Origin of the sequence: Kitasatospora sp. NPDC058046, assembly GCF_042885595.1 — a bacterium.
Taxonomy (GTDB): Bacteria; Actinomycetota; Actinomycetes; order Streptomycetales; family Streptomycetaceae; genus Kitasatospora.
On record NZ_JBHVRS010000004.1, the window covers coordinates 102,781 to 126,206 of the forward strand.

Below are 23,426 nucleotides of genomic sequence, written 5' to 3' on the forward strand. Positions count from 1 at the left end.
TCCCATGCGTGGAATCCTCCTGGCCGGCGGCACCGGCTCGCGGCTGTGGCCCCTGACCCGTGCGGTGTCGAAGCAGCTCCTCCCGGTCTTCGACAAGCCGATGATCTACTACCCCCTCTCGACCCTCGTGATGGCCGGGATAAGCGAGATCCTGATCATCACCACCCCGAACGACCGGGACCAGTTCGAACGGCTGCTGGGCGACGGTTCCCAGTTCGGCCTGAAGCTCCAGTACGCCGTCCAGGAGAAGCCCGAGGGCATCGCCCAGGCCTTCGTGCTCGGCGCGGACTTCATCGGCGACGAGCCGGTGGCCCTGATCCTCGGCGACAACATCTTCCACGGCACCGGCCTGGGCACCTCGCTCACCGAGCACTCCGACATCAAGGGCGGCCGGGTCTTCGCCTACCCCGTGGCCGACCCGACCGCGTACGGCGTGGTCGAGTTCGACGAGAGCGGCCAGGTCATCTCCATCGAGGAGAAGCCGACCGAGCCCAAGTCCCGCTACGCCGTCCCCGGCCTGTACTTCTACGACAACCGGGTCGTCGAGATCGCCCGCACCCTGGAGCCGAGCGCCCGCGGCGAGCTGGAGATCACCGCCGTCAACGACGCCTACCTGCGCACCGGCGACCTGCACGTGACGACCCTCGACCGTGGCACCGCCTGGCTGGACACCGGCACGTTCGTGTCGATGGTCCAGGCCTCGGAGTTCGTCCGGGTCATCGAGGAGCGCCAGGGCTTCAAGATCGGCTGCATCGAGGAGGCCGTCTGGCGGGCCGGGCTGATCGACGACGCCCAGCTGCGCGAGCTCGCCGAGCCGCTGCTGAAGAGCGGCTACGGCCAGTACCTGGTGGACCTGCTCGACGAGGCGGCCGCCAAGTGAAGTTCCGCGAGCTCTCCATCGAGGGCGCCTTCGAGATCACCCCGCAGGTGCACGGCGACGCCCGTGGCCACTTCACCGAGTGGTACCGCTTCGACCTCCTCGCCGAGGTCGTCGGCCACCCGCTGGACCTGGCCCAGGCCAACCTGTCGCTGTCCGCCAAGGACGTCGTCCGCGGCATCCACTTCGCCGACGTCCCGCCCGGCCAGGCCAAGTACGTGGCCTGCACCCGCGGCGCGGTGCTGGACGTCATCGTCGACCTGCGGGTCGGCTCGCCGTCCTTCGGCAAGTGGGAGTTCGTCCGGCTGGACGACACCGAGCGCACGGCCGTCTACATCCCGGAGGGCCTCGGCCACGGCTTCTGCGCCCTGAGCGACGACGCCACGCTGACCTACCTCTGCTCGGCGACGTACAACCCGACCGGCGAGCACGGCGTGCACCCGCTGGACCCGGACCTCGGCATCGAGTGGCCGACCGACGCCCCGCAGCTCTCCGCCCGTGACGCGGTCGCGCCCACCCTCGCGGAGGCGCTCGCCACCGGCCTGCTGCCGGACTACCAGGCCTGCAAGGCCTACACGGACTCGCTGAAGCAGCAGTAGCGACTGCCGGTCCGGCTGAGGGGACGCGCGCGCGAGCGCTCACGTCCCCTCAGTCATCCCTCCTGCCCCTCCTGCCCCCTCCCAGGCCCCTTCCCAGGCCGCTCCCCAGCCGGCCGGATCGGACGACCATGACCCACCAAGCGGGACCCTCACACGGCATACGCGGGGGCGTCGGCACCCGACGCTTCGCGTGGCTGATGGGAGGGGGTGGAGGAGGCAGCCTGTCCGGCCGCCAGAACAGCTTCGGCGCGATCCGCACGGCCCTGGCGGTGCTCGTCGTCTACTCCCACGCCTACCCGCTCGGATTCGGCCGGCCCGCTCCGCTCTCCCACTTCAGCGGTGGCCAGATAGACCTCGGCCGGCTCGCGGTGGTCGGCTTCTTCGCGCTCTCCGGGTTCATGATCACCGGCAGCGCCCTGCGCAGCACGATCGGCCGGTACTCCTGGCACCGCGCCCTGCGCATCCTGCCCGGGCTCTGGGCCTCGCTCCTGGTCTGCGTCCTGCTGGTGGCGCCCGCCCTGTACTACCGGACCCACCACTCGCTCACCGGCTACTGGTCACACCCGCACGGGCCGCTGAACTACCTGGCGGGTGCCTGGAACGCCTCGCTCTCCACCGGGTTCGACATCTCGAACGTGATCGACGACGGCATGAAGGCCGGCACCAACCACGACCCCGGGATCAACGGCTCCCTCTGGTCGCTCGACTACGAGATGCTCTGCTACGTCATGATGGGCCTGCTGGCCGCCGGCGGCGTGCTGCTGCGCGCGAAGAAGACGGTGCCGCTGCTGACCCTGGTCGGCTGGATCCTGATCTTCGAGGACTGGCGGACGACTCCCGGCTTCGTCAACAACCCGCACAGCATGGGCTTCTACATCCACGTGCCGGTCTTCGGCCAGGTCTACACCCAGTACTTCGTCTACCTGGCGTTCGTCTTCCTGCTCGGCGCCACGGTGCAGCTGTACAAGGAGCGGATCCCGATCAACGCCGGGCTCGCGCTGCTGTCGGTCGTCGTGCTCGTCGCCAGCCTGCGCTACGGCGGGCTGTTCGCGTTCGGCTACCCGGCCTTCGCGTACCTGCTCTTCTGGCTGGCGGTCCGGCTGCCCCGGCCGTTCCAACGGATCGGCGTCAAGCGGGACTTCTCGTACGGCATCTACGTGTACGGCTTCACCGTCGAGCAGGCCGTCGCCGCGCTCGGGGGCAACACCCACGGCATGAAGGTCTACCTCCCGCTGTCCCTCGGCGGGACGGTCGTCCTCGCCGCGCTCTCCTGGTACCTGGTCGAGAAGCCCGCGTTGAAGGCGAAGGACTGGACGCCGCGGCCGGTGCGCGCGCTGGCCGAACGCCGGGCCCGCACGGTCGTCGTCCCGGTGTCGGCCGAGCAGGCCGGGGAACCCGCCAGGTCTGCGGTCCCCGCGCCCTGACCGCACGACGCCAGGCCCCGGTGGCCCGGTTCGCCCTCAGCGGGTCCTGAAGACCCACACCTTGAGGAGGACGAACCGGGCCACCGTCGCGAGGCCGTTGGCCACGACCAGGCCCGCGACCTCGACCACCCGCGAGGCGTGCGGCGCGAGCAGGGCCAGCAGCGCGAGTGCGCCGCTGCTCAGGCCCAGGCCGATCAGGAAGGCGACGGCGCCCTGGAGCTGGTGGCGCACCGCGCCCTCCGAGCCGGTGATGCCGAAGGTGAAGCGCCGGTTGGCCGCGGTGTTGGCGACCGCGCTCACCGCCAGGGCGATCAGGTTCGCCGCCTGCTGGTCGACGACCTGGCGGGCCACCACGTACAGGCCCAGGTAGAAGAGCGTGCTGAGCACGCCGATGACCAGGAACGACGGCAGCTGCCGCTTGGCGGTGCCGGCCGTCGCGGCCGCCCGGCCGTCGGGGGCCGGTGCCGGCGCGTTGTCGGTGGAGACCATGGATTGCCCACTGCTTCGTTCGTCGGGTCAGGAGAGCTCGTAGACGGCCACCCGGCCGTTGTCGAACACCGGCTTGGCGAGGTCCTTGAGCTGCGGTGACTCGGCGCCGGCCTTCCGCTGGACCACGAGGTAGCGGACCTTGTGATCGCGGTGCAGCCGGTTCAGGACGTCCGGCGTCGGCGCGTAGAACGCGGCCTCGTTGAGCTGGAACAGCTCGGTGTCCCAGAACGGCGAGCCGGAGGCCGACGCCCCGTTCGCGCTGGCCATCAGCCTCGGCGCGTACGCCCAGCCCTCGATGAGGACCGAGCGCTCCGAGTAGCCGCTGAGCCAGTGCGAACGGTAGTTGGCGCACGGCAGGCCGTCCGCGTAGTCCTCGTACTGCCAGCAGTGGCTGTTCGTCGCCAGGATGTCCGAGGGCGCGCTGTGCGAGCGGATCCAGCGCGCGGCGTTCACCTGGCTCGCCGGCATCACCCAGCTGCCGTCCCACAGGGTCTCGTGGGCCTGAATGGCATCGAGGGCGAGGCCCGGGGTGCCGAGCGTCAGTCCGGCGGTGAGCAGGACGACCCCGCCCCGGCGCCGCAGACCGCCCGCCGCCCTGGAGAGCAGGCGCCAGAGCAGCCCCAGGAGGACCGCCAGCACCGCGAACGCGGCCGCCACGCTCAGCGCCGGCAGCAGCGGCGTGTACGGCTCGGTGCCGGTGCCGTCCCCGGTGTGCTCGCGCAGGAAGGTCTCCCAGTCCGCCGAGAACCGGTACGAGAGCCAGGTGAACAGTCCGGTCAGGGCCACCGCGCCGACGGCCAGGGCGGCCTTCGCTGCCTTGGGCAGCGTGGCCCGTTCGAAGGCCTCGCAGTACCCCCAGGCGGACAGCACCGCCCCGAAGGGCATCGCGGAGATGGTGAAGTAGCTGGCGTTGTAACCGTTGACCACCAGGTAGGCCGCCGGTCCGGCGACCACCGCGCCGAGCAGGAACCACTGCACCGCGTCGAGCCGGAGGCGGCGCCGCCACAGCAGCGGCACCGCGCCGAGGAGCTTGATCTGGTGGTTCAGGAAGAAGGCGATCAGGACGGCCGCGACCAGACCGCTCTGCAGCAGCACCGGCCGGCCCTCCACGGGTTCGGCCCAGTACTTCTGGATGTTGCCGAAGGGGATGACCTCCAGGCCGTAGCTCTCGAAGTCGAAGATCACCGCCGTCGCGAAGAGCTGGGCGCCCGCGATGGCCGCGCCCAGCCCGACAACCCTCCAGGGGATGCGCCGGGTCCTGATCAGGACCGCCAGGCCGGCGACAGCCAGACCCGCGAGTGCCACCGGGAGGGTGCTCGCCTTGGCCGCACTGGAGGCGGTCGCGAACATCGCCGCCAGGACGAAGACTCCCCACCCGAACTCCGGTGCCCGGGGCGGCCCGTCGGCGTCGCCCGGGCCGCCGACCCTGCGGAGCCCGTCGGCGACCACGCCGATCAGCGCGATCAGCAGCGGCTGACTGTACGTCAGCGACATGCTCGACCAGGACATCAACCGGACGGCCGGCGCACCGAAGGTCCAGCTCATCACGGTGTTCGGGTAGACCGCGGTGAACTCGCCGACCGCGAAGAGCAGCAGCGCGGCGAGCGGGCCGGCCCACGCCCGACCGGTGATCCGCTGGGCCACCACCGCCGTGATCAGCGCACCGAGCGCGGCGAACGCGGGGACGAGCAGCCTGGTCTCGACCACCGGCAGGTCGATGTGGCCGACCATGTCGGTCATCGCCATGTGCGCGAACGTGAACCAGTGGTAGTGGAGCGGCTCCCCCGCCACCTGCGGCAAGGTCAGCGGCACGTGCTGCTTGGCGTTGGCCGCCAGCGACAGCATGTACGGCATGTCGCCGAACAGCCGTGACTTCTCGTCCGTCGCCAGGACCGGGAACTTCGACAGGAAGACCAGGTAGTAGTACAGGCTGGTCAGGCCCACCAGCCCGGCCATCGACCAGGAACAGCCGAGGGACAGCCGCCGGTACCCGCTGGGGCGCCAGTGCCGGCGCAGGCGCGGGACGAGCAGGAACGGGACGACCACGGCGAGCGGCCACCCGACGGCCACCGACTGGAGGCCCGCGCGGACGAGGACCGCCCACGCCGCCAGCTCCAGCACCAGCCCGGTCACCGCGCCGAAGACGAGGTCCTCCAGCAGGGTGTGCGGACGCCTGCGCAGGGCCCGGAAGACCAGGGTGCCCGGAAGCACCACGCCCCAGCCCGCGTAGAAGGTGTACCGGGCGATGTCACCGACCCTGGTGTCCGCGGCCAACAGCAGCCCCACCAGGAGCAGGTACGCGCAGACCGCAGGGAGGAACCGCCAGAGGGCGTGGGCCCCGGTTCTCCCGTCCGCCGTGCCGCCGGGCCGCCCGCCGGACGGCGCCGGAATACCCGGGCGTCCTCCGGTGGCCGGCACTGCTCCGGTCGCGGTGCTGTTCGTATGCATGGTGTCCGTTCTCTCGTCCGAGCTCACAGCTCGCAGCACGGCAGCCCGGTGGAGGCCGGCGGCGGTCCGTCGACCGGCGTCGGAACGACTCCGGTCAGCCCGTGTAGGAGGCGCTGCGACGAGCTGTCGCGGGGTCGGTCCCCTCCGCCGAGTCATAGCCGACGAAGTAGGCCGGCCTGGCCTGTGCCGCCGAGTAGATGCGGCCGACGTACTCGCCCAGGAGGCCCATGCAGAAGAGCTGCACGGCGCCGAGGAACAGCATGCCGATGAACAGCGAGGACCAGCCGGGGACGGTCTTGTCGAGCGCGTACGCGACCACGGTGTAGACGCCGAGGGCGAAGCAGAGCACGAAGCTCAGCAGGCCGAGCCAGGTGGCGAGCCGCAGCGGGCTCGCGGAGAAGTTGGTGACGCTGTCGACGGCGAGGCGGACCATCTTGGACAGCGGGTAGTGGGTCGAGCCGGCGACCCGCTCCTCGCGCACGTAGACGACCTCGCCACTCGGGAAGCCGAGCCACGGCACCAGCAGCCGGTAGACCGGCTGGTGCTCGGGCATCGCCTTGAGAGCGTCCACCGCCGCGCGGCTGAGCAGCCGGAAGTCACCGGCCTGGTTGGGCATCTTCTTGCCGACGAGCTTGCGCATCAGCCAGTAGTAGGCGCCGGCGGTGCGGCGCTTGAAGATCGTGTCGGTGCCGCGGTCGCCGCGCACGCCGTAGACGATGTCGAGGTCCCGCTCCCGCGCGAGCGAGAGCATCTCGGGGATCTTCTCCGGCGGGTCCTGGAGATCGGCGTCGATGGAGACGACGTAGTCGCCGAAGGCACGGTGGATGCCGGCGGTGAGCGCGGCCTGGTGCCCGGAGTTGCGGGCGAAGCGGACGATCCGGAACTCCGGCCAGTCCTGGTGGATCTTCTGCATCAGCGCCGGAGTGGCGTCCGTGCTCCCGTCGTCGATGCCGACCACTTCATACGTGATTCCCAGGCCGTCGAGGATCGGGCGCAGGCGCCGCACGGTCAGCGGCAGCGCCTCCTGCTCGTTGTAGATCGGCATGACGACCGACAACAGCGGCGCCGGTTCCCCGGTCCGCCCGACTCCCTGCTCCACTGCGTTGAGCATCCTTCTTCGCCTGTCCCCATGTGATCCGAAAGCGGTTGGGCGGCATGGACCGCCGGGTCGACCCACCGGCCGGAATCCTTCCCCCTCCGCACCCGGAGCATCGCGGACGCCGGCGGGGGAGAGCCAATGAGCGGCAGGATAGCAGTCCATTCCAAGGGCACTCTCAACGGACCTGTTACCTGATCGCCGTCGATTCGATATCCCGACACGCCGAAGGGCCCCGCGCACCCGGGGTGCGCGGGGCCCTTCGGACGAGCCTGTACGAGGCAGGCAGGTCAGATCGTCAATTACTTGATGATCTTGGTGACCTGGCCGGCGCCGACGGTGCGGCCACCCTCACGGATGGCGAACTTCAGGCCCTCCTCCATGGCGATCGGCTGGATCAGCGCGACCGTCATGGCGGTGTTGTCGCCCGGCATGACCATCTCGGTGCCCTCGGGGAGGGTCACGACGCCGGTCACGTCCGTGGTACGGAAGTAGAACTGCGGGCGGTAGTTGTTGAAGAAGGGGGTGTGACGGCCACCCTCGTCCTTCGACAGGATGTACGACTGGGCCTCGAAGTCGGTGTGCGGCGTGACCGAACCCGGCTTGATGATGACCTGGCCGCGCTCGACGTCCTCGCGCTTGATGCCACGGAGCAGCAGACCGACGTTCTCACCGGCCTGGCCCTCGTCGAGCAGCTTGCGGAACATCTCGATGCCGGTGACCGTGGTGGTGGTCTTGGTCTCCTTGATGCCGATGATGTCGACAGTCTCGTTGACCTTGAGGATGCCGCGCTCGATGCGACCGGTGACGACGGTGCCACGACCGGTGATCGTGAAGACGTCCTCGATCGGCATCAGGAACGGCTGGTCCACGGCGCGGGCCGGGGTCGGGATGCTCTCGTCGACAGCCTTCATCAGGCCGAGGAGCTTCTGGCCCCACTCGGCGTCGCCCTCGAGGGCCTTCAGCGCGGAGACGCGGACGACCGGCAGGTCGTCGCCCGGGAACTCGTACTCGGAGAGCAGCTCACGGACCTCGAGCTCGACGAGCTCCAGGATCTCCTCGTCGTCCACCATGTCGGCCTTGTTCAGGGCGACAACGATGTACGGAACGCCGACCTGGCGGGCCAGGAGGACGTGCTCCTTGGTCTGCGGCATCGGGCCGTCGGTGGCGGCGACCACCAGGATGGCGCCGTCCATCTGGGCGGCACCGGTGATCATGTTCTTGATGTAGTCGGCGTGACCCGGGCAGTCAACGTGCGCGTAGTGACGGTCCTCGGTCTGGTACTCGACGTGCGCGATCGAGATGGTGATACCGCGCTGACGCTCCTCCGGGGCCTTGTCGATCTGGTCGAACGGCGTGAAGGGGTTCAGGTCCGGGTACGCGTCGTGCAGCACCTTGGTGATGGCCGCGGTCAGCGTGGTCTTGCCGTGGTCGATGTGACCGATGGTGCCGATGTTGACGTGGGGCTTCGTCCGCTCGAACTTCGCCTTCGCCACTGAGTCCTCCTGAGGACAGTTCCTGTACGCCGTGCTGACGCCAGTTGGTCTTTGATCGGTTTTGGTGCGGGTTGCCCGGAGGACATCCCGTGCCGTCCCGCTGGTGGGGGGGCCGGAGGCTCCCGGGAGGATCCGACCGGATCCTCCCGAGACGCCTCCGAATAGCCTAAGGCTTCGTAATCGTCCCGATTATCGGGACGTCACTCGCCCTTGGCCTTGGCGATGATGTCGTCCGCCACGTTCTTCGGAACCTCGGCGTACGAGTCGAACTGCATCGAGTAGCTCGCGCGACCAGAGGTCTTGCTGCGCAGGTCACCGACGTAGCCGAACATCTCGGAGAGGGGCACCAGCGCCGTGACGACGCGGGCACCGTGACGCTCGTCCATGGACCGGATCTGGCCACGGCGAGAGTTGATGTCGCCGATCACGTCGCCCATGTAGTCCTCGGGCGTGGTGACCTCGACGGCCATCATCGGCTCGAGGAGGACCGGCTTGGCCTTCCTCGCGCCTTCCTTGAAGGCCATCGAACCGGCGATCTTGAACGCGAGCTCGGAGGAGTCGACGTCGTGCGACTGGCCGTCCAGCAGGCTCACGCGGACACCCTGCAGCGGGTAGCCGGCGAGGATGCCGAACTCCATGGCCTCCTGGCAACCGGCGTCGACCGAGGGGATGTACTCCCGCGGAACGCGGCCACCGGTGACCTTGTTGACGAACTCGTAGCCCTCGGCCTGCTCGAGCGGCTCGATCGCGATCTGCACCTTGGCGAACTGACCGGAACCACCGGTCTGCTTCTTGTGGGTGTAGTCGATGCGCTCGACCGCCTGGCGGATGGTCTCGCGGTACGCGACCTGCGGCTTGCCGACGTTGGCCTCGACCTTGAACTCACGGCGCATACGGTCGACCAGCACCTCGAGGTGCAGCTCGCCCATACCCGCGATGATGGTCTGGCCGGTCTCCTCGTCCGTGTTGACCTGGAAGGACGGGTCCTCCTCGGCGAGACGCTGGATGGCAACACCCAGCTTCTCCTGGTCACCCTTGGACTTGGGCTCGATCGCGACGCGGATGACCGGGGCCGGGAAGTCCATGGACTCCAGGATGACCGGGTTCTTCTCGTCGGACAGCGTCTCACCGGTGGTGGTCTGCTTCAGGCCCATGACGGCGATGATGTCGCCGGCGCCCACCGAGTCGATCTCCTCACGCTTGTTCGCGTGCATGCGGTAGATCTTGCCGATGCGCTCCTTCTTGCCCTTGACGGCGTTCAGCACCGAGGTGCCGGACTCCAGGCGGCCCGAGTAGACCCGGACGAAGGTGAGCTTGCCGAGGTGCGGGTCCGACATGATCTTGAACGCGAGCGCGGCGAGCGGCTCGTCGTCCGAGGCCTTGCGGGAGATCTTGACGCTGTCGTCGCCCGGCTTGGTGCCCTCGATGGACTCGATGTCCAGCGGGGACGGCAGGTACTTGACGACCGCGTCGAGCAGGGGCTGAACGCCCTTGTTCTTGAAGGCGGTACCGCAGAAGATCGGGGTGAAGTCCGAGTTCAGGGTGCCCTTGCGGATCGCGGCCTGCAGCAGCTCGACCGGGATCTCCTCGCCCTCGAGGGCGAGCTCCATGATCTCGTCGCTGACGTTCGAGACCGTGTCGATGAGCGCCTCGCGGTACTCGTCGGCCTGCTCCTGCAGCTCGGCCGGGATGTCGACGATGTCGTACATCTCGCCCTTGGCGGCCTCGGCGGACCAGACCAGCGCCTTCATGCGGACCAGGTCGACAACGCCCTGGAAGTCCGACTCGGCACCGATCGGGAGCTGCATGACCAGCGGGGTGGCGCCGAGGCGGTCCACGATGGTCTTGACGCAGAAGAAGAAGTTCGCGCCCGTGCGGTCCAGCTTGTTGATGAAGCAGATGCGCGGGACGCCGTAGCGGTCAGCCTGCCGCCACACGGTCTCGGACTGGGGCTCGACACCGGCGACACCGTCGAACACCGTCACGGCACCGTCGAGGACGCGCAGCGAACGCTCCACCTCGACGGTGAAGTCGACGTGACCCGGGGTGTCGATGATGTTGATGGTGTGGTCGGCGTCGTCGACCGTCCAGTGACAGGTCGTCGCGGCCGACGTGATCGTGATGCCGCGCTCCTGCTCCTGCTCCATCCAGTCCATGGTGGCAGCGCCATCGTGGACCTCACCGATCTTGTACGACACACCGGTGTAGAACAGGATCCGCTCGGTGGTGGTGGTCTTGCCCGCGTCGATGTGCGCCATGATCCCGATGTTGCGGACCTTGGCGAGGTCAAGGGAGGTTGCAGCCATTGTGGCTCGTTCTCTCTCTGTCTAGTGACGGGGTACGGACTACCAGCGGTAGTGCGCGAAGGCCTTGTTGGACTCGGCCATCTTGTGGGTGTCCTCGCGACGCTTCACGGAAGCGCCCAGGCCGTTGCTGGCGTCGAGGATCTCGTTCATCAGGCGCTCGGTCATGGTCTTCTCGCGACGGGCGCGGGAGTACCCGACCATCCAGCGCAGCGCCAGGGTGCTGGCGCGGCCCGGACGGACCTCGACCGGAACCTGGTAGGTCGCGCCACCGACACGGCGGGACTTGACCTCGAGGGCCGGCTTGACGTTCTCCAGCGCGCGCTTCAGCGTCACGACGGGGTCCGAGCCGGTCTTCTCACGGACGCCCTCGAGGGCGCCGTAGACGATCCGCTCAGCGGTGGAACGCTTGCCGTGCAGCAGGATCTTGTTGACCAGCTGGGTGACGACCGGGGAGCCGTAAACCGGGTCGATGATGACCGGGCGCTTCGGGGCGGGGCCCTTACGAGGCATTCTTACTTCTCCTTCTTGGCGCCGTAGCGGCTGCGAGCCTGCTTGCGGTTCTTGACACCCTGGGTGTCAAGCGAACCGCGGATGATCTTGTAGCGGACACCAGGAAGGTCCTTCACACGACCACCGCGCACCAGCACGATGGAGTGCTCCTGCAGGTTGTGGCCCTCGCCCGGGATGTAAGCGGTGACCTCGATCCCGCTGGTGAGGCGCACACGGGCGACCTTGCGGAGAGCCGAGTTCGGCTTCTTCGGGGTGGTCGTGTACACACGCGTGCAGACCCCACGGCGCTGCGGGGAACCCTTCAGCGCGGGAGTCTTGTTCTTCTCGACCTTGTCCTGCCGGCCCTTTCGGACCAGCTGCTGGATCGTAGGCACCGTTTCTCCGTTTTCTGTGTGCCAAGGCTTGGTGGAACTAACCTGCGGTGTCTCCCCTCACACACGGCCCCGTGGTCGACCCACGCGGTCGGGTGTGTTGGGCTTGTTACGACACGGAATCCCATGGCTGCTGTACAGCGACGGCGCTCTACGCGCGGGACGCTGGGAAGCGCTCCGGCTCGGCGCGGCGACCGGTGTGCATGCACGCACAAGGACCCGGGGACACCCCAGGCACAAGGTCAGAGCGTACCTAGCGCATCGGGCTCGGTCAAAACAAATGCAACGCCGCAGGTCGCGGGGCCGGCCCTCGAAACGGGACGGGAAACGACGAGGGCGGCACCCATACCACGGCCGAGAACCCCCCGCACGGCGAAACCCTACGCCTCCGCGCGGACGGCGGCGAGCGGGGCACTCCCGTCGTCGGCGCCGTCCCCGGACGTCCCGGCCGACGACACCTCGCCCTGCTGCTGGTCGGTCTCCTTCCGGTCCGACAGGGCGACGAGCAGCCCCAGCGCCGCCACGGCCACCCCGTACAGCAGCACGCAGGGCTGCCAGCCCACGAACGGCGGCGCCCAGTGGGCCGGGCTGATGAAGAACGACCCGCCGGTACCGACCGCCATGCGGCGCAGCGCCCAGACGAACGCCGCGAAGTCGGCCAGGGCCAGCGCGGCGGAGCAGAGCACCATCAGCCGACGCCAGGCGAAACCGCCCTGCGGCAGCCGCTCGTGGCAGATCGCGGCGCACACGATCGGCAGCCCGACGGCGAACGGCAGCAGGTAGCGGCCCTGCCAGATCATGCCGACCTTCTGCGCCTGCATGGCCTGGGCCACCAGCGGTATGACCACTATCCCGGCCAGGATCCCCAGGACGGCCAGGGAGTCCCTGAGCCGCGCGTAGCAGAGCGCGAGCAGCGACAGGAGGACCGCCACGCCGCACCACAGCAGCAGCGTCACGGCCGGGGGTTCGGCGTCCAGCCAGCCGAAGTAGCCGATCATCTGCTTCATGTACAGCAGACCGTTGTCGAAGGTCTGACGGGCCGCGGACAGCGGAGTGAAGCCGCTCGGGGCGTTGATGACCGAGTGGTCCGGGTGGGTCGAGGACCAGACGAGGGCCACGCCGGCCGAGACCGCGGTCAGAGCGCCCCAGACCCAGGTCGCCCGATGGCGCAGGATCGAACCCAGCACGTCCCGGCGCCCGAGCAGCAGCAGGGCGAAGAAGACCGCCCCGCTGCACCAGATCACGCCCAACGGCCGGATGCTGATCAGCACGGTCGCACCGATGCCGAGCCGGGCGACGCGGCGGCTCAGGAGCTGTGGGTCCGGGTTCATCAGCAGCGCCACGGCGGCGCTCCAGACCAGGATGCCCGCGGCGATCTCCGGGCCGCTCGGGTTGACCACACCGAACATGAACAGCGACATCGGGGTGGCGGCCGCCACCACTCCGAGGATGCCGAGGGAACGCCGACGCCACTCCGCCGCCGAGACCACCGCACTCGCCACCAGGGCGGCGCAGATCGCGGCCGAGATCAGGCGCATCAGGTAGAAGGCCGTCTTGCCGGGGAGCAGCAGGCTGGGCCAGCCGACGGCGAAGTAGTACGCCGGGTGGTAGCGGCCCGCCGACGTGGTCACCTCGGCCGTCCCGGAGCGCTGCTTGAGCGCGGGTGCGCAGTCGGCCGACTGCCAGGGCTTGAAGGCGTAGCAGGAGTGGGTCTCCGCCACGTCCTCGTAGATCCGCGGGAGCACCACCCCGCTCTCGGCCCAGTAGCTTTTGATCCCGCCGACCGTGTGCGGGGTCATGACCTCCTCGCCGTTGACCTGGCCGCGGGCGACCGCGCCAGCCCGGATGAGGTGCGCGGGTTCGTCCGGCGAACCGCCGATCGGAGTCGCCAGCGACCAGGACGCGCTCAGCGCGAACAGGATCGCGAACGCGACCGCCCACAGCCGCCGGGGCGAGGTCGCAAGCCGCTCGGCGATGCTCTTGACGGCAGTGATCATCATCTGGAAATGGGCCTTTGGGGTCGGTCCGAACTCGGCGTGCGGCACCATGGCCGGGCGTGGTGGGTGCTCGCATCGACGAGATGTAACAGGCAACGGTCAGCCATGGACGAGAAGACCGTACCGAACCGAGCCCTGAGGGACTAATGGCACCCTCCCGATGGCGGTCTCCGAGCCCGGCGGGCCCGGTGCGGTCCACCGGCGACGAGGGACGGTACCCAACAGGTTCAGACGGTACCCAGCGGGATCACCAAGGTCCAGAGCGTACCGCCCGGACCTCCGACCAGCAGGCCGGACACGGGCCGCCGCGGGGCCACCGGACCGGGCCGGCCTCAGGCGAGGCCGATGAGGATCATCAAGGTCCAGAACGCGCAGCCCAGGTAGCCGATGACCAGGCCGAGGACGGCCGCCCAGTCGCCGTCCATGTTGCGGCGGCGGATCTCCGCACGGGCGATGTGGCCGGTGACCACGGCGGGGGCGGAGAGGCCGACCAGGCCGGCCACCAGGGAGACCACGGCGAGCACGTTGGTCTGGCGGGCCTGGGGCGGCGGCGGGACCGGCATGAAGGTGGCCGGAACGGGCGTGGCCACGGTGGGCGACGGCGCCGTCATCGGCCCCGAGGGCAGGTCGGCCACCAGCACGGCCAGCTGGCCGTAGGTCTGCGCGGCGGCCACCGCCTCGTGGCGCTGCTCGTACTCCTGGACCGTGAGCCGCCCCTCGGCGAACGCGGCCTTGAGCACGTCGAGCGTGCGGTCCCGGTCCGCGTGGCCCGCCCGCATCGCGGCCTGCGACGCCACCGCGGGCGCGGGCGCCGGCTGCCAGCCACCCACCGGCAGCTTGCCGGGCGGATAGCCGGAACCGGGCTCGCCCCATGGTTGTACGGACATCCGCCACCTCCCGGTAGCGCGGTACCCCCGCGCACGTCACTGCTCCCTCATAGTGCAGGACGAACGGCCGAACTGAGTAGTTGCCAAATCGGCCCAGTAGCCGCCGAGAAGACGATTTCGCGTGGCGTTCCTCACGCGTTCGGCGGACACGCTCAGGGGATGCTCAACTCGGGCGACAGGCTGTTCGAGCAATGACAGGCTGAGCCCGGAGAGACCCGCACCACGACGACGTCCACCACCACGAGCAGAGAAGGCCGCCATGCAGGCGTCAGCGCCGCCGTCCCCCGACCTCTCCGGGCCGGGAACCCCGTCCGCCGTCAGCATCCAGGGGCTCTGGAAGCACTTCGGCCCCCAGGCCGCGGTGGCCGGGCTGAGCCTGGAGCTGCCGGCCGGGGCGTTCATCGGCCTGGTCGGGCCGAACGGTGCCGGCAAGACCACCACGCTGTCGATGGTCACCGGGCTGCTCCGGCCCGACCAGGGCACCGTCCTGGTGCACGGCGCCGACGTGTGGGCGGACCCGGTCACGGTCAAGGCCCGGATCGGCATCCTGCCCGAGGGCCTGCGGATGTTCGAGCGGCTCAGCGGGCGCGAGCTGCTCCAGTACACCGGGCGGCTGCGCGGCCTGCCCGGCGCCGAGGTGGACCGGCGGGCCGAGGAGCTGCTGGCCGTCCTGGACCTCGGCCGGGACGCCGACAAGCTGGTCGCCGACTACTCCACCGGCATGCGCAAGAAGATCGGCCTGGCCGCCGCGCTGCTGCACAACCCGGACGTGCTGTTCCTGGACGAGCCCTTCGAGGGCGTCGACCCGGTCTCCGCCCAGACCATCCGCGGCGTGCTCAAGCGGTACGCCGCGGCCGGCTCCACGGTGATCTTCTCCAGCCACGTGATGGAACTGGTCGAGCAGCTCTGCGACTGGGTCGCGGTGGTCAACGCCGGGCAGGTGATAGCCCAGGGGCCGCTGGACTCCGTCCGGGGCGGGCGCAGCCTGCACGAGGCCTTCCTGGAGCTGATCGGCGTCCGCGAGGACGACGGGCAGGCGCTCGGCTGGCTCGGCGGCGGGCAGGCCGGGGGCACCCTGTGAACAATGCCCCGGTGCCCGACGGGCGGACGGTGGTCCGTGCCCTGGTGGCGCTCAAGCTGCGGCTGCTGCGCAACGGGCTGCGGCGCAGCCCCGGCCGGACCACCGTCTACGTGATCGGCGGCGTCGCGGGCCTGGCCCTCGCGGCCGGCGTCGCCGTCGCCATGACCGCGCTGAACGGGCGCTACGCGGGCTCCGGGGACGCCGGGGTGATGCTGCTCGGCGTGCTGACCCTGAGCTGGGCCGCGCTGCCGCTGTTCCTCTTCTCCAGCGACGAGAGCGCCGACCCGACCCGGCTGACCATGCTGCCGCTGCGCCCCGGCCCGCTGCTGCGCGGCACCCTGCTGGCCGCGCTGATCGGACCGGGGCCGCTGGTCAGCCTGGTGCTGGTGACCGCCGCGGTGCTGGCCGGCGCGACCGGCGGCGCCTCGGCCGCGGTCGCGGTGCTCGGCGTGCCGCTCGCGCTGCTCTGCCTGGTCACGCTCTCCCGGGCGGTCGCGGCGGGCAACGCCCGGATGCTCTCCAGCCGGCGCGGCAAGGACTTCGCGATCTTCGGCGGCCTGGCCTTCGCCCTCCTGGTGCAGGTCGCCAACGTCGGCTCGCAGAGCATCCTCGGCCGCCGGGGCGGACCGATCGACCTCAGCCCGCTCAAGCCGATCGCCTCCGTGCTGCGCTGGATCCCGCCGATCAGCGCGGCGGACGCGCCGCGCACCGCCGGCGAGGGCCGGTACGGGCTGGCGCTGCTCCAGCTCGCCGCGGCCGCCGCGCTGCTGGCGCTGCTGCTGCGCTGGTGGCGGCGGAGCCTGCAGGAGCTGATGGTGACCGCCGACTCCTCCACCCTGGAGGTCGCCCGCGGGGTGCAGGACTCGCGCGGCTGGCGGTTCCTGCCGCAGGGCCGGACCGGCGCGGTGATGCAGCGGCACCTGCGGTACGCCTGGCGCGAGCCGCGGGCCAAGGCGGCGCTGTTCACCAGCATCGGGATGACGCTGGTGATCTGCGTGCTGTCGATGGTCCAGGGCTGGGCGAGCGTCTACCTGCTGGCGATGACCGGGGTGTTCCTCGGGCTGCAGATGCTCAACCTGTTCGGCATGGACGGCTCGGCGTTCTGGATGGTCGCCGCCACCCTGCGCACCCCGGCCGACGCCCGCTCCGAGCTGCGCGGCCGGGCGTACGCGGTGCTGTCGTACGCCGTCCCCGTGACGCTGCTGCTCGGGGTGGTCCTGGCGGCCGTCACCGGCCGGTGGAGCGAGCTGCCGTCCGCGCTCGGCCTGGCGCTGACGCTGCTCGGCTGCGGGATCGCGCTGGGCGCGATGTTCAGCGTCCTGGCGCCGTACACCATGCCGGCCGACAGCAACCCGATGCGCAACGCCGCCCCGGGCCAGGGCGGGCTGATCCTGCTCAACCAGTTCGGCTCGATGCTCGGCGTCGCCCTGCTGGCGCTGCCGGTCGGCGGCTACCTCGCCTGGGCCCTGGTCTCCGACGGCCCGAGCTGGCCGGTGCTGCTGGTCGGCCCGCTGTACGGCGCCCTGGTCGCGGCCCTCGGCGTCCGCCTCGCGGCGGCCCGCCTGCTGGACCGCACCCCGGAGATCCTCGCCAAGGCCGTCGAGCGCTGAACCGCTCTCCCGTCGGTCCCCGCCGCCGCTCCGGCATCATGGGCAGGAGGAGCCGGGCCGTCGTGGCACCGTCGAGGAGAGCAGGGACACACCGTGGGCGAGCGCGCGCAGCAGGCCGGGACCGCCGGACCGCTGCTGGAGCAGGCGGTGCGGTCGGTGGTGACGGCGCCGGAGGAGGCGCTGGACCTCGCCCTGGACACCGGGGCCTCGCTGCTGGCCGCCTCGGCCGGGCAGTGGCCGGAGGTCGGCCGGGCGCTGCTCGGGTACGCGGACACGGCCGTCGGCCGCTGCTGGTCCGCCGGGTGGCGGCCGGCCGACCTGGCCCGGGTGGTGCGGCGCGAGCTGAAGCCCGTCCACCTGGCCCTCGCGGTGGACCTGATCGCCGCCGAGGGCCGCCGCCACCCCGCGGCCGCCCTGGACCGGCGCTGGCTGGAGCAGCTGCGCGAGCTGGAGGCCGAGGTGTGGTGGTCCGGCGACGACGAGTACCTCGGCGCCTTCGCCGACCGGCACCGGCTGGACCGCTTCGCGCTCGCCACCGCCGCCCTGGAGCTGCTGCGCACCTGGGGCCGGCTGCCGCCGATCGCCCCGGTGGGGCCCGCCCCCGGGCAGGCGGTGCGGCCGCAGCACGCGGGGCCGGTGAGCGGCGAACCGCGGATGCTGGCGCGGATCCGGGCGCTGCTGGCCAAGGCCGAGTCCACCGAGTACCCGGAGGAGGCCGAGGCGCTGACCGCCAAGGCCCAGCAGCTGATGGCCCAGCACAGCATCGACGACGCGCTGCTGGCCGCGTCCGGTGCCGACCGCGACACCCCGGCGGCGCTGCGGATCGGGGTGGACAACCCGTACGAGGGCCCCAAGACGATGCTGCTGGACGCGGTCGCGGCGGCCAACCGGTGCCGGGTGGTGTGGGCGAAGGAGTTCGGCTTCTGCACCGTGGTCGGCTTCGACGGCGACCTGGACGGCGTCGAGCTGCTCTACACCTCGCTGCTGGTGCAGGCCACCCACGCGCTCAACAAGGCGGGCTCCCGCAAGGACTCGCGCAGCAAGGCGTTCCGGCAGTCCTTCCTGGTCGCGTACGCGGCGCGGATCCGCGAGCGGCTGACCGCCGCGACCGAGCGCGCCACCAGCGCCGCCGCGGCCGGACGGCACCTGCGCGAGGACGGCACCGAGGAGCAGCTGCTGCCCGACGCGCGGCTGCTGCCCGCGCTCGCCGCCCGCTCCGAGGCGGTGGACCAGGAGATCGGCCGGCTGTTCCCGAAGCTGGTCTCGCAGCGGGTGCGGGTCAGCGACGGCGTGGGCTGGGCGGCCGGACGCGCCGCCGCCGACCGGGCCGCGCTGCACGGGCGCGCCGGGGCGATCCGCCGGTAGGCGGTCACACCCCGGCGGTCCCCCGGCCGACCCGCGCAAGATCCACAGGAGTCGCCCCGCCTCCCGGGGGACCTGATAGAACGTAGTCCGCCACGAACAAAGGGGGGCTCGACGTGACGGAACCGGCGGCGGAGTCGGGGTACCGGGACCGGGTGCGCGGAACGCTGCTCGGCGGAGCGATCGGCGACGCGCTGGGCTGGCCGGTGGAGTTCCAGCAGCTCCACCAGATCCAGGACCGGTACGGGCCGCAGGGCGTGACCACACTGCCGGCCGGGTCCGGGCCGGTCGAGGTCACCGACGACACCCAGATGACGCTGTTCACCGCCGAGGGCCTGATCCGCGGCTTCGTCCGCGGCTGGACGGGCGGCGGCGGCTCGGTGCCGGAGGCCGTGCACGGCGCCTACCGGCGCTGGCTGCGCACCCAGTTCCAGGACGCGCCGGACACCGGGCCGCAGCCCCGCCCGTACGACGGCTGGCTGCTGAGCCGGCCCTTCCTGTACGCGCGGCGGGCGCCGGGCAACGCCTGCCTGAGCGGGGTGTCCGAGCACCCGGTGTTCGAGGCGCCGTCCGCGATCGGGCTGACCGGGCCGATCAACCCGGGTTCCAAGGGCTGCGGCACGGTGATGCGCTCGGCGCCGTTCGGGCTGGCCCGGCTGGGCGTCGAGCAGTCCTTCGGGCTGGCGGTGCAGTGCGCCCAGCTCACCCACGGCCACCCGACCGGCTACCTCGCGGCGGGCGCCTTCGCGGCGCTGGTCGAGCGGCTCGCGCACGGCACCGAGCCGTGGGCGGCGGTCGGCGAGACGGTGGAGCAGATCCGCGAGCTGCCGAGCTCCAAGGAGACCGTCCAGGCGCTGGCCCGGGCGGTGCGGCTGGCCCAGGAGGCCGAGCCCGCGGCGGAGACGGTGGAGCGGGTCGGGCTCGGCTGGATCGCCGAGGAGTGCCTGGCCATCGCCGTGTACTCGCTGCTGGCGGCCACCCTGGACCCCGACCCGGTGCGCACCGCGCTGCTGCTGTCGGTGAACCACTCCGGGGACAGCGACTCGACCGGCGCGGTCTGCGGCAACCTGGTCGGGGCGGCGTACGGCGCCGCGGCGCTGCCCGCCGAATGGGCCGGGGCGGTCGAGGGCCGGGCGGAGCTGCGGCAGGTCGCGGACGACCTGCTGGTGCTGTTCGGCAGCCGCGACCCCCGGCACCCGGCGCTCGGCGGGCGCTACCCGGCCTGGTGAGCCCGGGGCCCCTCGGACGCCGCCCCGGCCCGTCGGCTACTTCGCCAGCGGGTCGGTGACCTGGCCGAGGAACAGCGGCGCCCCGCCCCGGGCGTCCCGGATCAGGAACAGGAACGGCCGGTCCAGGTACAGCTGGACCGGCCGGTCGGCGTTCGGCGCCGCCGCCGCCTCGACCCCGGCACCGCTGCCGGCCGCCGCGACCGTCCCCTCCTCGTCGACCTCGACGGTGGCCTTCTGCACCACCGTGCCGACGACCAGCGGCTCCTTGGCGATGCCGGTGAGATCGGCCTTGTCGAAGGCCGAGGAGACGCCGAGCGAGCGCAGCGCGGGGGTGAGCTCCTTCGAGGTGCCGAAGCGGAAGCGCGGCAGCCGGAGGTCGACCGGCCGCTCGGCGAGGGCGCCGAGGACGCGGTCGAGCTGGGGCTGGTCCAGGCCCTTGGCGAAGGCGGCGAAGCCGCCCTGCGCGGGGACGATCAGGTCCATCACCAGTGCGCCGTCCGCGTACGGCAGCTCGACGGCCTGCCAGGGCTCGCCGAGGATCCCGCCGGAGCCGTCGGCGTACTTGAACTCCCCGGTCTGCGCCATCGTGGGGACGGCCGGGGTGGAGCCGTCGAGCTTGTGGAACGGGCGGTCGGCGGTGTGCGAGGGCTTGAAGGCGGCGGCCCACCGGGCCTTCAGGTAGAGCGCGTCGGTGAGCACCAGCCGGGTGCTCGGGGTGATCGCGTCCCGGCCGAACAGGTCCTTGATCCGGCCGTCGGTGGCCTTCTCCACGGCCGCGTTGACGGTCTTGCGGGCCCCGTCCGGGTCCTTGGCGAAGTCGGCCTGGTGCACGCCGGTGTCGAAGGCGGCGGCCAGGTCGGCCAGGTAGCCCGGCTCGACGGCCAGGCCCTGCTGCGTCCAGAGGTCGTCGCTGCGGCGCAGGGTGAGCCGGTCGGTGGCCGGGACCGGCCGGTTCAGCGCGCCGGTGGCGAGCGCGTACTGCCGCGGGTCGAGCTCGGTGTGCAGGGCCTTGGCCAGTTCCCCGGCGGTGGCGCCGCGGGCGCCGGGCAGCAGCATCGCGAGCAGGGTGGCCAGGCCGGACGGCGAGACCACGAGGTTGCCGCCGGCGGCGTCCGGCTGGGCGGTCAGGGCGTGCAGGAGGTCGAGGCCGAAGGCGTCGGTGGCGGCCGCGGTGGCGGCCACCTGCGCCGGGTCGACGGCCGGGCGGCTCGCGGGCGCGGCCGCCCGGAGCTCCACGGGTGCGGCGGCTCCGGTGCCGCCGCAGCCGGCGAGCAGCGGCGTGGCGAGCGCGGCCGCGAGGAGCAGCGCCGCCGGGCGGCGGAGAGTGCGACGGGTTCCGGTGCTGCGGTTCGTCATGGCCCTTCGACGCGCCGCCCCCGGATCGGGTTCCGGCCCGTACGGCGTCAGTCCCAGAGCGCCCCGAGCTCCAGCAGTTCGTCCCGGTGCTCGATCCGCTCCACCCAGTCGGCCGGCCAGGCCGCCTCGCCGTGGTGGGCGCCCGCGAAGGCGCCGGCCAGGCAGGCGAGGGAGTCGGAGTCGCCGCTGGAGTAGGCGGCCCTCCGGACGGCGGCGACCGGGTCGTCGGGCAGCAGCAGGAAGCAGAGCAGGCCGGTGCCGAAGGCCTCCTCGGCGACCCAGCCCTCGCCGGTGGCCAGGCAGGGGTCGGCCTCGACGTCGGGGGCGGCGAGGGCGGCCTCCAGCTGGTCGAGCACCGTGAGGCAGTCGTCCCAGCCGCGGGCGATGACGGCCTGCGGGGAGCTGCCGTACCAGCGGTCGGCGAGGTCGCCGAGCCAGAACTCGTCGTAGCGCTCGCGGCTCGCCAGCGCGTACGCCCGCAGCACCGCCGGCAGCCCGGCGGGCGGGACGCCCTCGGCCAGCTTGCGGACGGCGTACGCGGTGAGGTCGCCGGCGGCGAGCGCGGTCGGGTGGCCGTGGGTGAGCGCGGACTGCAGCTGGGCGGCGCCGGAGAGCTGCCGGGCGTCCAGCTCGCGGATCAGCCCGATCGGGGCGACCCGCATGTTGGCGCCGCAGCCCTTGGAGCCGACGTCGCTGGCCTGCTGCCAGCGCTTCTCGTCGTGGCTGAGCCGCTCGCAGGCGCGCAGGCAGGTCATGCCGGGGGCGCGGTTGTTCTGCGGGGAGCGCCACCAGTCGACGAACTCCTCGCGGACGGGCCGCACCAGCCGGAGGGGGGTGAGCGGCCCGCGCGCCAGGGCGGTGCGCAGGCCGCGGCCGAGGGCGAGGGTCATCTGGGTGTCGTCGGTGACCAACGCGGGCTTGGGCAAGGGCAGTTGCCGCCAGTCCTCGCAGTACTGGGCGATGTGCTCGATCTCGTCGAACTCGGTGCGGTGGCCCAGCGCGTCCCCGATCGCCAGCCCCAGCAGCGCCCCTGTCGCCTTGCCCACGGCCCTCTCCCCCTCAGTCGTCAGACCTCGACCAGCAGCTCCTTGAGCCCCCGGATCACGTAGCCCGGGTTCCACTCGGGCTCGCGGACCAGCCGCAGGCCCGGCGCCCGCCGCAGCAGGGTGCCGTAGGACTCGGTGAGCTCCAGTCTGGCAAGCGGGGCGCCGAGACAGAAGTGGATTCCGGCGCCGAAGGTGATGTGCGGGTTGTCGGTGCGGCCGAGGTCGAGGCGGTCCGGGTCGACGAAGCGCTCGGGGTCGCGGTTGGCGGAGCCGAAGAGCAGGGCGATCTCGGCGCCGCGCGGGACGGTGACGCCGCCCACCTCGATGTCCTCCAGCACCCAGCGCTCGAACATCTGCAGCGGGGTGTCCCAGCGCATCAGTTCCTCGACGGCGGTGGGCAGCAGTTCGTCCACCGAGCCGCGCAGCCGGGCGAGCTCCCCGGGGTTGCGGAACAGCGCCCACCAGCCGTTGCCGGTGGTGTTGACGGTCGCCTCGTGGCCGGCGTTGAGCAGCAGCACGCAGGTGGAGATCATCTCCTGCTCGCTGAGCGCGTCGGAGCCCTCCTGGGCCTGGATCAGCGCGCTGATCAGGTCCGAGCCCGGGGCCGCCCGGCGCTCGCGGATCAGGGTGCGCAGGTAGTCGGAGAACTCGGTGCTGGCGGTGACGGCCCGGCGGGCGGCCTCCTCGCCGGGGTTGAGCTCGAACATCCCGGTGATGTCGGCGGACCACGGCCGCAGCAGGTGCCGGTCGCCCTCCGGCACGCCGAGCATCTCGGCGATCACGGCGACCGGCAGCGGCTCGGCGACGGTGGCGATCAGGTCGCCGCCGCCAGCCGCGAGCAGCTCGTCGACCAGCTCGCCGGCCAGCCGCCGCACGGTGGGGCGCAGGCCCTCGACCATGCGCGGGGTGAAGGCCTTGGAGACCAGCCGGCGGATCCGGGTGTGGTCGGGGGCCTCCAGGTCCAGCAGCCCGTTGTCGTTGAGGGTGTGGAAGGGCTCGTGCGCCGGGTCGGGCTCGGGGCGGCCGAACTCCGCGTGGCTGAAGCGGTGGGTGTAGGTGCGGCCCAGCCGGCGGTCGCGCAGCAGGGCGCTGACGTCCTCGTGGCGGGAGACGAGCCACTGGTTCGTCGGCTCGAAGTACGTCACCGGCGCGTGCTCGCGCAGCTCGGCGTACGCGTCGTACGGGTGGGCCACGAACGCCGCCGACCAGGGGTCGAACTTCGCCGTCGTCGTCATCGGTCGA

Annotated in this window: 19 protein-coding genes; 7 read left to right on the plus strand and 12 right to left on the minus strand. The window is 71.6% G+C overall.

Annotated elements, in window-relative coordinates; all coding sequences use genetic code 11:
* The first annotated feature begins 4 nt into the window (after nucleotides 1-4).
* From rfbA to ACFVU7_RS10270, 3 genes are all read left to right on the plus strand, one after another.
* Nucleotides 5-880, plus strand: a complete 876-nt coding sequence (gene rfbA / locus ACFVU7_RS10260) for a glucose-1-phosphate thymidylyltransferase RfbA (RefSeq protein ID WP_049649034.1) — start codon at nucleotides 5-7, stop codon at nucleotides 878-880.
* On the plus strand, nucleotides 877-1,476 hold the full coding sequence (gene rfbC, locus ACFVU7_RS10265; RefSeq protein ID WP_049649033.1) for a dTDP-4-dehydrorhamnose 3,5-epimerase: 600 nt from the start codon (nucleotides 877-879) through the stop codon (nucleotides 1,474-1,476). Before rfbA ends, rfbC begins: the two co-directional genes overlap by 4 nt.
* 197 nt (nucleotides 1,477-1,673) lie before the next feature.
* On the plus strand, nucleotides 1,674-2,900 hold the full coding sequence (locus tag ACFVU7_RS10270) for an acyltransferase (protein WP_074003963.1): 1,227 nt from the start codon (nucleotides 1,674-1,676) through the stop codon (nucleotides 2,898-2,900).
* A gap of 36 nt (nucleotides 2,901-2,936) precedes the next feature.
* Here the strand turns inward: ACFVU7_RS10270 and ACFVU7_RS10275 are convergent, their stop codons facing one another.
* The 9 genes from ACFVU7_RS10275 to ACFVU7_RS10315 all read right to left on the minus strand — a co-directional run bounded on the left by ACFVU7_RS10275 (nucleotide 2,937) and on the right by ACFVU7_RS10315 (nucleotide 14,500).
* The gene (locus ACFVU7_RS10275) at nucleotides 2,937-3,389 is read right to left on the minus strand and encodes a GtrA family protein (RefSeq protein ID WP_074003964.1); all 453 of its coding nucleotides are present in this window, start codon (nucleotides 3,387-3,389) and stop codon (nucleotides 2,937-2,939) included.
* A gap of 27 nt (nucleotides 3,390-3,416) precedes the next feature.
* Complete coding sequence (locus ACFVU7_RS10280) at nucleotides 3,417-5,837, minus strand: hypothetical protein (protein ID WP_143204612.1); 2,421 nt, start codon at nucleotides 5,835-5,837, stop codon at nucleotides 3,417-3,419.
* 94 nt (nucleotides 5,838-5,931) lie between these two features.
* A complete protein-coding gene (locus ACFVU7_RS10285) occupies nucleotides 5,932-6,948 on the minus strand; it encodes a glycosyltransferase family 2 protein (RefSeq protein ID WP_074003966.1) in 1,017 nt (338 codons plus the stop codon).
* A 287-nt stretch (nucleotides 6,949-7,235) separates the two neighbouring features.
* Nucleotides 7,236-8,429 carry an elongation factor Tu gene (gene tuf / locus ACFVU7_RS10290; protein WP_049649031.1) on the minus strand — a complete coding sequence of 398 codons (1,194 nt, stop codon included), beginning with the start codon at nucleotides 8,427-8,429 and terminating at the stop codon, nucleotides 7,236-7,238.
* A gap of 200 nt (nucleotides 8,430-8,629) precedes the next feature.
* On the minus strand, nucleotides 8,630-10,735 hold the full coding sequence (fusA, locus tag ACFVU7_RS10295; RefSeq protein ID WP_049649030.1) for an elongation factor G: 2,106 nt from the start codon (nucleotides 10,733-10,735) through the stop codon (nucleotides 8,630-8,632).
* Nucleotides 10,736-10,774: 39 nt separating this feature from the next.
* The gene (gene rpsG / locus ACFVU7_RS10300; protein WP_030055803.1) at nucleotides 10,775-11,245 is read right to left on the minus strand and encodes a 30S ribosomal protein S7; all 471 of its coding nucleotides are present in this window, start codon (nucleotides 11,243-11,245) and stop codon (nucleotides 10,775-10,777) included.
* A gap of 2 nt (nucleotides 11,246-11,247) precedes the next feature.
* Nucleotides 11,248-11,619, minus strand: a complete 372-nt coding sequence (gene rpsL, locus ACFVU7_RS10305) for a 30S ribosomal protein S12 (protein WP_014144289.1) — start codon at nucleotides 11,617-11,619, stop codon at nucleotides 11,248-11,250.
* A gap of 377 nt (nucleotides 11,620-11,996) precedes the next feature.
* Nucleotides 11,997-13,616 carry a DUF2142 domain-containing protein gene (locus ACFVU7_RS10310; RefSeq protein ID WP_074003967.1) on the minus strand — a complete coding sequence of 540 codons (1,620 nt, stop codon included), beginning with the start codon at nucleotides 13,614-13,616 and terminating at the stop codon, nucleotides 11,997-11,999.
* Nucleotides 13,617-13,945: 329 nt separating this feature from the next.
* Nucleotides 13,946-14,500: a DUF1707 and DUF4190 domain-containing protein gene (locus ACFVU7_RS10315; protein ID WP_388044864.1), complete on the minus strand. Its 555-nt coding sequence runs from the start codon at nucleotides 14,498-14,500 to the stop codon at nucleotides 13,946-13,948.
* Nucleotides 14,501-14,759: 259 nt separating this feature from the next.
* Here ACFVU7_RS10315 and ACFVU7_RS10320 point away from each other — a divergent pair, with 259 nt between their 5' ends.
* The 4 genes from ACFVU7_RS10320 (at nucleotide 14,760) to ACFVU7_RS10335 (ending at nucleotide 19,782) form a co-directional block, all read left to right on the plus strand.
* The gene (locus tag ACFVU7_RS10320; RefSeq protein ID WP_074003968.1) at nucleotides 14,760-15,581 is read left to right on the plus strand and encodes an ABC transporter ATP-binding protein; all 822 of its coding nucleotides are present in this window, start codon (nucleotides 14,760-14,762) and stop codon (nucleotides 15,579-15,581) included.
* An 11-nt stretch (nucleotides 15,582-15,592) separates the two neighbouring features.
* Nucleotides 15,593-17,191 (plus strand): hypothetical protein, encoded by a 1,599-nt coding sequence (locus ACFVU7_RS10325; RefSeq protein ID WP_049649025.1) that lies wholly within the window; start codon nucleotides 15,593-15,595, stop codon nucleotides 17,189-17,191.
* Nucleotides 17,192-17,284: 93 nt separating this feature from the next.
* The gene (locus ACFVU7_RS10330; protein WP_074003970.1) at nucleotides 17,285-18,556 is read left to right on the plus strand and encodes a DUF2786 domain-containing protein; all 1,272 of its coding nucleotides are present in this window, start codon (nucleotides 17,285-17,287) and stop codon (nucleotides 18,554-18,556) included.
* 113 nt (nucleotides 18,557-18,669) lie between these two features.
* On the plus strand, nucleotides 18,670-19,782 hold the full coding sequence (locus ACFVU7_RS10335; RefSeq protein ID WP_049660394.1) for an ADP-ribosylglycohydrolase family protein: 1,113 nt from the start codon (nucleotides 18,670-18,672) through the stop codon (nucleotides 19,780-19,782).
* 36 nt (nucleotides 19,783-19,818) lie between these two features.
* On the opposite strand, the gene ACFVU7_RS10340 is transcribed toward ACFVU7_RS10335, so the two are convergent.
* From ACFVU7_RS10340 to ACFVU7_RS10350, 3 genes are read right to left on the minus strand one after another with little or no spacing between them, the layout of a single operon-like run.
* On the minus strand, nucleotides 19,819-21,138 hold the full coding sequence (locus tag ACFVU7_RS10340; RefSeq protein WP_388044865.1) for a serpin family protein: 1,320 nt from the start codon (nucleotides 21,136-21,138) through the stop codon (nucleotides 19,819-19,821).
* 47 nt (nucleotides 21,139-21,185) lie between these two features.
* Nucleotides 21,186-22,208, minus strand: a complete 1,023-nt coding sequence (locus tag ACFVU7_RS10345) for an ADP-ribosylglycohydrolase family protein (RefSeq protein WP_380717753.1) — start codon at nucleotides 22,206-22,208, stop codon at nucleotides 21,186-21,188.
* On the minus strand, nucleotides 22,205-23,419 hold the full coding sequence (locus ACFVU7_RS10350; protein WP_074003973.1) for a cytochrome P450: 1,215 nt from the start codon (nucleotides 23,417-23,419) through the stop codon (nucleotides 22,205-22,207). The genes ACFVU7_RS10345 and ACFVU7_RS10350 overlap by 4 nt, the downstream gene beginning before the upstream one ends.
* Nucleotides 23,420-23,426: the final 7 nt, after the last annotated feature.

Coding starts and splice junctions, on each gene's coding strand:
- rfbA (WP_049649034.1), top strand. CDS start 5: ATGCGTGGAATCCTCCTGGCCGGCGGCACCGGCTCGCGGCTGTGGCCC.
- ACFVU7_RS10270 (WP_074003963.1), top strand. CDS start 1,674: ATGGGAGGGGGTGGAGGAGGCAGCCTGTCCGGCCGCCAGAACAGCTTC.
- ACFVU7_RS10275 (WP_074003964.1), bottom strand. CDS start 3,389: ATGGTCTCCACCGACAACGCGCCGGCACCGGCCCCCGACGGCCGGGCG.
- ACFVU7_RS10280 (WP_143204612.1), bottom strand. CDS start 5,837: ATGCATACGAACAGCACCGCGACCGGAGCAGTGCCGGCCACCGGAGGA.
- ACFVU7_RS10285 (WP_074003966.1), bottom strand. CDS start 6,948: ATGCTCAACGCAGTGGAGCAGGGAGTCGGGCGGACCGGGGAACCGGCG.
- fusA (WP_049649030.1), bottom strand. CDS start 10,735: ATGGCTGCAACCTCCCTTGACCTCGCCAAGGTCCGCAACATCGGGATC.
- rpsG (WP_030055803.1), bottom strand. CDS start 11,245: ATGCCTCGTAAGGGCCCCGCCCCGAAGCGCCCGGTCATCATCGACCCG.
- ACFVU7_RS10310 (WP_074003967.1), bottom strand. CDS start 13,616: ATGATGATCACTGCCGTCAAGAGCATCGCCGAGCGGCTTGCGACCTCG.
- ACFVU7_RS10315 (WP_388044864.1), bottom strand. CDS start 14,500: ATGTCCGTACAACCATGGGGCGAGCCCGGTTCCGGCTATCCGCCCGGC.
- ACFVU7_RS10320 (WP_074003968.1), top strand. CDS start 14,760: ATGCAGGCGTCAGCGCCGCCGTCCCCCGACCTCTCCGGGCCGGGAACC.
- ACFVU7_RS10340 (WP_388044865.1), bottom strand. CDS start 21,138: ATGACGAACCGCAGCACCGGAACCCGTCGCACTCTCCGCCGCCCGGCG.
- ACFVU7_RS10350 (WP_074003973.1), bottom strand. CDS start 23,419: ATGACGACGACGGCGAAGTTCGACCCCTGGTCGGCGGCGTTCGTGGCC.